The organism is bacterium (genome assembly GCA_022616075.1).
Lineage (GTDB): Bacteria > Acidobacteriota > HRBIN11 > JAKEFK01 > JAKEFK01 > JAKEFK01.
Genome location: JAKEFK010000276.1, coordinates 1 through 6969, shown reverse-complemented (window position 1 = coordinate 6969; position 6969 = coordinate 1). Strand labels below are relative to the sequence as shown.

The following is a 6969-nucleotide window of genomic DNA, read 5'->3' as shown; positions in this document are numbered from 1 at the left end:
TCTATGTTATCACATAGATTCAAATGTCAACAACAACAATTGCTAACCAGACTCAGGTTAAAATTGTTTAAAACGTCGACTTTGCGGATGAACTTCTAGGAACCCCCAGCATCTGGATTTTTCAACAACCTAGGCCTCCGGCCTGCAAGTTACAGACTGTAATCCGTAAGATTCACTCTTCGCTTTCCAAGAAGCGGTTTCCACAAGTCGCCGGTGATTGCAAGCCGTTTGGGAACATTATCAATCCTGAAATCCTCCAGTTTAATTCCAGCTTCGATTTCCTCCCATTTGACAGGAGTGGAAACAGTGGCGCGGGCGGTCGGGCGAATCGAATAAATAGATGCCAGGGTTCGCCCCCAGGCATTTTGATTGTAGTCAACCAGCACTCGTTTTGGTGGCCGTTTTGCAACGCGATACTCAGCAGTTAACAAATCGGAATAGTTGTTGGCCAGCACTTGAGCCATTGATTTGGCAAAATACCAGACCTCTTTTTGAGTTGGATTTCGGTGAATCGGAATGTAGACATGGATACCGCGGGACCCGGTCGTTTTTGCGTAGCACGGGATTTTCAAAGAGTCTAATGTATCGCGCACCACCAGTGCCGCTTCACAGAGTTGCTCAAATGTGGCGCCTGGGGTTGGATCGAGATCAAAATGGAGGAAATCGGGGCGATCCGTATCATCGCAGCGCGAATACCAGGGATTCAGATCAATGCACCCGAGATTGATAATCCACATCAATGTAGGAAGGTCACCAACGATGGGAAAGTCGATGACGTTACCCGAACCGTGATAAATCCTGCAGGTCTTGATCCAAGCGGGGCGCGGAACGGGGGCCCGTTTCATGTAAAAGAAATCACTCTCGGCGCCGTTCGGGTAGCGCTTCATTACCATCGCGCGACCGGCAAGATGTGGCAAGAGATAGCTGGAGACATCGATATAGTATTGGATCAAATCGCCTTTCGTAATTCCGAGTTTTTTCCAGAAGATCTTTCTCAGATTGGTTAAGGCAACAGAACGATCTCCCACAGTGATGATCACGTTATCCTGGTCCTTTGGCAATTTAATTTTCTTCATTGTTGCTACCAATTCCACGTTGAATCCTACACTAGTTTCGCAATAATATAGGCAAGCATGAAAATCGGAACTTTTCAGATTCGTACGCTGCATTTTTTGCTAGTATTCATCCCGGTTGCCATTATTTTTGAATTCATTCACGCAGCACCGGTTTGGGTCTTCGTTGCTTCTTCGATAGCGATTATTCCGCTTGCGGGATTGATGGGGGAAGCGACGGAGCGACTATCAGAGCGGGCTGGTCCGGGGATCGGCGGTTTGCTGAACGCAACTTTCGGAAATGCAGCTGAGCTGATCATAGCAATCATTGCATTAAAGAATGGACTCTACGAGGTGGTAAAAGCTTCTCTTACAGGATCGATCATAGGAAATATTTTGCTCGTGCTCGGTTTGAGTATTCTGGCGGGCGGACTAAAGCATCAAAGGCAGAAATTCAACGAAACAGCCGCTGTCATGGGTGCGACACTCATGGCTCTTAGCGCGATCGGCCTTGTCATTCCTGATTTGTACCATTTGCTAGCGGGCGCTCAAGCGCGTATTCATGAACAGGACCTGAGCCTGATGATCGCCGCTGTCTTAATTGTGACTTACGCGTTGAGCCTCGTATTTTCATTACGAACACACAAACACCTTTACGCCGGCGACGCCGTGGCGGTTCCCCATGAGCCACACCACTCCGGTTCTGTTCGCGGCTCCCTGTTGTTGCTATTGATAGCGACAGGAGGAGTTGCATTGATGAGTGAATTCCTGGTGGGTGCGGTCGAAGAAACTGCCAAAACTTTCGGGATGTCAGATGTGTTTGTTGGGGTCATCATCGTTGCAATCATCGGGAACGCGGCGGAACATTCCACTGCTGTACTAGTCGCCGCCAAAAATCAAATGGATCTGGCATTGAACATCGCGATCGGTTCCAGTATTCAGATTGCGCTGTTTGTTGCGCCTGTGCTCGTTTTCTTGAGCTACCTCTTTGGAAAGCCGATGGACCTTTTGTTTACAAATATGGAAGTTGTGGCTGTTGGAATTTCTGTATGGGTCCTGAGTCTCGTTTGCAATGATGGGGAGTCGAATTGGATGGAAGGCGTTCAGCTGCTGGCAGTCTATATCATTCTGGGAATTGCTTTTTACTTTTTGCCCTAGGACTTTCTACCCATTTCAGTTTTTCTGAGATAGACTGCTTAACACGGAGGATGACTGAAATGAAAAAACACATCTTTGGATCGATACTCGCACTGTTTTGTCTGGCATCATTTGTGTTTGGACAGGGAAGGGGAGCCTGTACGGAAGTCCCGAATCATGCTGCTTTAAATTCTGCTTTGAAGAAATCAGTTGGTGTCGGCGATCCGAAAGCAAACGGCGGCTTTGCCCTGAATATGTGGGCCACCGTAGTCGGACGGGATGGAACGGTTTGCGCTGTAACTCACACGGGCGCAACGTGGGAGGATCAGTGGCTCGCCAGTCGTGTTATCTCCGCTCAAAAAGCAAATACTTCAAATTCCCTGAGTCTCAAGGGACTCGCTCTTTCAACAGGGAATCTCTATTCGCTAGTTCAGCCGGGCGGACCACTTTTCGGTTTGCAGTTTAGTAATCCAGTTGATACTGCTGCCGCTTACGGCGGGAATTCCTCGAACTTTGGAAAAGCGAACGATCCTATGGTCGGGAAAAGAATCGGCGGGGTTAATGTTTTTGGAGGCGGCCTGGCGCTCTACACGAAAGAAGGCAAGCAGATCGGCGCGATTGGCGTAAGCGGCGATACAGCCTGCGCAGATCACAACATCGCATGGAAAACCAGACAGGCCCTCGGTTTGGATAACGTTCCGGCTGGTGTGAATAAGAAAGGGGACAAAACAAACGACAATATCATCTACGACATCACCAACGGAAAAAGCGCAAGCGGTTTCGGTCATCCCGACTGCGGATTGGGTGAAAAAACGATCTCCGACACCTTCTGAACGCAAAGATGCAAAGACGCTAAGTTCAAGTTTTGTTTTCCTTTGTTCCTTGGCGCCTTTGCGTTGAATTCAAACACCTTTAACATCCTCATTACGTTACGGGAATCTGCTAAACAGGATTCTCATTCATTACGCCACTACGTTTCCTCGATCGCTTTCTTCAAATTTTGAAGGCCATTCCTCACATTATCTGTTGAGCTTCCGATTCCAAGCCGGAAGTGCTCCGGCATTTCGAAAAAGGAACCGGGTGCGACGGAAGTATCATACGATTCACGCAGAGTTGTTATGAAAGTTTCTGTGTCTCCCGATTTCAGGCGGGGGAATACGATCGTACCAAACTGCGGAATTATTGTTTCCCAAAAATAGTTGACGGAGTCAACTAATTTCTGAAGCAACCGGCGGTTGGTTTCCAACAAGTTTTTTGATCGCTCCGCGATTTGTGGCAATTTTTTGAGCGCGATAACGCTCAAAAGTTCCGCTGTATGCGGCGGGGTTGCGGAGAACAAATCGTTGATGCGCCAGAATCTGCGAATCAATTCCGGCTCCGCCAGGATCCATCCACAACGCAAACCACTCAAGCCGTAAGCTTTTGTGAGACTGCTGGTGGTGATGAATTCGTTTCCCAAATGAAAAGCGGAGCAGGGTTTTCCGGACTCCGGAAAAGTGCATTCCAGATACACTTCATCCACCAGCACTTTTGCGCCGGCTTCCTTTGCGATGGAACCCACTTCTCGCAAGGTTTCATTTGGCGTAAGAACGCCGGTCGGATTATGCAGATTCGTAAGCACGATCAATTTTGTTTTTGGAGTGATTTGTTTACGGATGAGCTCAGGATCGATCCGGAAACCCGTATTGAATTCACGGCGGAATCGCTTGATTGTGGCTTCCAGATACCGCGCAACGGCCAGAAGCGGTTCATACGTGGGTTGTTCAATCAAAACTTCATCGCCCGGCTCAAGTAATGCGCTCAAGACAAGATGATTCGCCATCGACGTTCCAATCGCAGCCGCGATGCAAGCGGGGTCCACACCGCATTTTCCGGCAAGAGCTTTTTGCAAAGGCTCATATCCATAAAATGTTGGACCACTGATTTCCAATTCTTCGATTGTGATCCCCAAATCCTTCAGCGGATAATGCATCACGCCGCTTGTGGCGAGATTAAACTTTGCCTGGCGGCTCGTTTTGGCCCATTGCATAAAAACAGATTGCTTATTTTCGTTCATGCTTTGCCCAGTAATAATACACAGGAATTCCAATCAAGATCAGTCCGAAACCGAGGAGACTATCTACTGGATATTTATACACTGTGTTAATCACGATCAACCAGGAAACAGTCACAAAGAAAAGAGTTGTAACAGGATGTCCCGGAACCTTAAAAAAGATTCTGTCATTCGTATCGCGTTTTCGAATGAGGAACAACGCGAATCCAGCCAATCCGAAAAAAAGAAAATCTGCGGAAATCACGTAGTTGAGGATCTGCTCGTATTTTCCAGAAAGTGCAACTGCGATCGCGAGCACTCCTTGAAGAACGATCGCAAGAATGGGGACGCGGGTACGGGAATGGATCCAGGCGACTTTCTTGAAAAACAGGCCATCTTCGGCCATTGCAAAGTAGACACGGGGAGCAGTAAGCATGCCCTGGCTCAAGAAACCGAGCGTCGAAATAGCAATCGCGGCAGCAATCACTTTGCCTCCAACATCTCCCAAAGCTAGGCGCATCACAGTCGATGCAGGCGTTTTTGTTCCGGCAAGACCGGCGGGACCCAGCACATAGATGCACACGAAATTCACGGCCAAGTAAAGAGTGATTACGCCAGCGACACCAATCAGTAGCCCTAAGGGTAGGTCCCTACGCGGATTCTTCATTTCACCGGCAACGAAACCTGAAGTCTGCCAGCCACCGTAGGCGAATAGAACAGGAACCATGGCTGCACCGATCGTTGTAAGAAAGTTAAATGAAACAACCGGACTTTCCGAGCCACCACCGGTTGCTTTTTTTCCGAAAAAAAATCCGCAGAAGATCAGCAGGGCAATGCCACCAATCTTTAAGAGCATCAAAATCGATTGTGTGTTGCTTCCCGCTCGTACTCCCAGGCAATTAATGATTGTTAGAGCAAGCAGAGTTGCAGTTGCGACCAACCAGTCAGGTACAACAAGATTGGTCAACTCTTGAAAATAGCGGGCAAAAGTTAAGGCGACCGCCGCCATTCCACCTGATTGGATTACCAGAAGCAAAGCCCAGCCATAAAGGAAAGCAGGAAGTGGATGAATTCCTTCGCGCAAATAAGCGTATTGGCCGCCAACATTCGGTTTGCGCGCCGCCAGCTCGGCATAAATGAAGCTGCCGGCGAGCGCAACCAGACCGCCAAGTGCCCATACAAATAGGATCAAAAACGGTGTGTGGACCTGACGCGCCACAACGTACGGGTTCATGAAAATGCCGGAACCAATGATGCCACCCATTACGATCATGGTTGCATCAAAAGCTCCCAACCGGCGCGCAAGCATCGTTTGTTCAATAACTACGAACGCATTCGCTTTTTTGCTTCTATCAACTCAGGCAAATCCGGATCTGCATCTTTCCAGATACTGAGGAACTTCCTGTAATATTCCTTCGCTGTATTTCGGTCTCCCTTCGCGTCATAAGCGCTGGCCATCAAGTATAAGCTTTTGGGGTATTCCCAAATCGTTTGGCTTATCGCCAAAGAATGCATCGATTGCAGACTCGAGATTGCTTGATCATATTGCTTCATCGTGAGGAAACAATCTGTCATCAGGTACCTTGCATACGTTCGATCAAACAGGTGGCCCCGTTTTGAAATCGTTTCGAAATCCTTGACGGCTTCTGCACAATTTCCTTGGTTTCTGTTCTGATTCGCGCGAATCGATAAATCCGTAAATGGACGATGTCCCCAAAGGCTCTCTTGGGCTACCAGTTTTGCTTCTTGCCATCTGCCCGTTAGATTGAGTGTGTCAAACAATCCATGAGGCGTTTCTTCCGAGTCTTTTAAATGCTGCAAAGATCGCTCGAGGGCCTTATCCGCCTGTGCACGATCTCCCAGCCCCCAAAAGTTGAGATAGGCAAGGTCCCCATAATCGTTACATAGTTCACCAACATCGCCGGCCTCAGAATTCAAGTCAATTTGAGTTTGCTTTGCTTCGATTGCTTTCCTGAATCTTCCCGTGTTTGCATAAAGGTTCGCAAGACAACCGTAACCTTCGGCATGATCTCTCTCGGTACGGCTCGGATCCAGCAGCTTCCTGCATTCTTTCTCGGCCTGATCGTATCTTTCCTGCAAAAGGAGTAATTCAGCCTTTCCTCGAACGATATCGGCATCCCCCGGAACAACCCTTTCAGCTTCCTTCAATACATCTTCCGCTCCTTGATAATCATGACTGGATAAATAAGATCGAAAGAGACGTTCAAACGCATCTCCGCTTCTTGTACGATTTAAATAGGCTTTTGATGTCTCGAGGGACTTTTTCTTTTCCCCGAGAGCGTCATAACACCAGATTAAGTGCTGCGCTGCGCGGTCAAAATTCGGATCAAGCTGCAGGACTTTTTCAAAGTACTCTCTGGCCTTTTCGAGATTGCCGTGGTGATAAAGCCAATCTCCTTTTGTAAAAAGAGCTTCTTTTTCGTCGGGATACCTTTTCAGAAGTTCTTCCAGATGCTTGTAAGCCTCTTCCAGATTGCGATCGAAGTAAGCTTTCGCAGCGAGAATGCTCAAACGCTCCTTTCCCGGGAGTTTATCAATAGAACGTAAGGCGATTCCCAGGGGTTCGCGGGCGCGATCAAAACTGGACCAGGAGATGGCATAAGCTTTTCGCGCGAAAGCCAGAGCGAAGTTCGAATCGATGGCGATCGCTTTATCAAATTCTGCTTCTGCTTCCTTAAATTGCAGCTTGTTTATAAATTCTTCGCCTTTGAAAAAATGCTGATAGGC

Annotated in this window: 6 protein-coding genes; 2 read left to right on the top strand and 4 right to left on the bottom strand. The window is 48.1% G+C overall.

Translation table 11 applies throughout. From position 1 onward, the window contains the following. Positions 1-149: 149 nt before the first annotated feature. Positions 150-1076, bottom strand: a complete 927-nt coding sequence (ligD, locus tag L0156_22825; protein ID MCI0605831.1) for a non-homologous end-joining DNA ligase — start codon at positions 1074-1076, stop codon at positions 150-152. Between the two features lie 57 nt (positions 1077-1133). On the opposite strand from ligD, the gene cax reads away from it, so the two are divergent. Continuing rightward, positions 1134-2210 (top strand): calcium/proton exchanger, encoded by a 1077-nt coding sequence (cax, locus tag L0156_22820; protein MCI0605830.1) that lies wholly within the window; start codon positions 1134-1136, stop codon positions 2208-2210. Between the two features lie 59 nt (positions 2211-2269). Next, positions 2270-3022 carry a heme-binding protein gene (locus L0156_22815; GenBank protein MCI0605829.1) on the top strand — a complete coding sequence of 251 codons (753 nt, stop codon included), beginning with the start codon at positions 2270-2272 and terminating at the stop codon, positions 3020-3022. Positions 3023-3159: 137 nt separating this feature from the next. Here L0156_22815 and L0156_22810 read toward each other — a convergent pair whose 3' ends face one another. From L0156_22810 to L0156_22800, 3 genes are all read right to left on the bottom strand, one after another. Further along, the gene (locus L0156_22810; GenBank protein ID MCI0605828.1) at positions 3160-4245 is read right to left on the bottom strand and encodes a pyridoxal phosphate-dependent aminotransferase; all 1086 of its coding nucleotides are present in this window, start codon (positions 4243-4245) and stop codon (positions 3160-3162) included. Continuing rightward, positions 4232-5530: an amino acid permease gene (locus L0156_22805; protein ID MCI0605827.1), complete on the bottom strand. Its 1299-nt coding sequence runs from the start codon at positions 5528-5530 to the stop codon at positions 4232-4234. The genes L0156_22810 and L0156_22805 overlap by 14 nt, the downstream gene beginning before the upstream one ends. Before the next feature lie 14 nt (positions 5531-5544). Next, on the bottom strand, positions 5545-6969 hold a 1425-nt coding region (locus L0156_22800; protein ID MCI0605826.1), incomplete at its 5' end, for a tetratricopeptide repeat protein.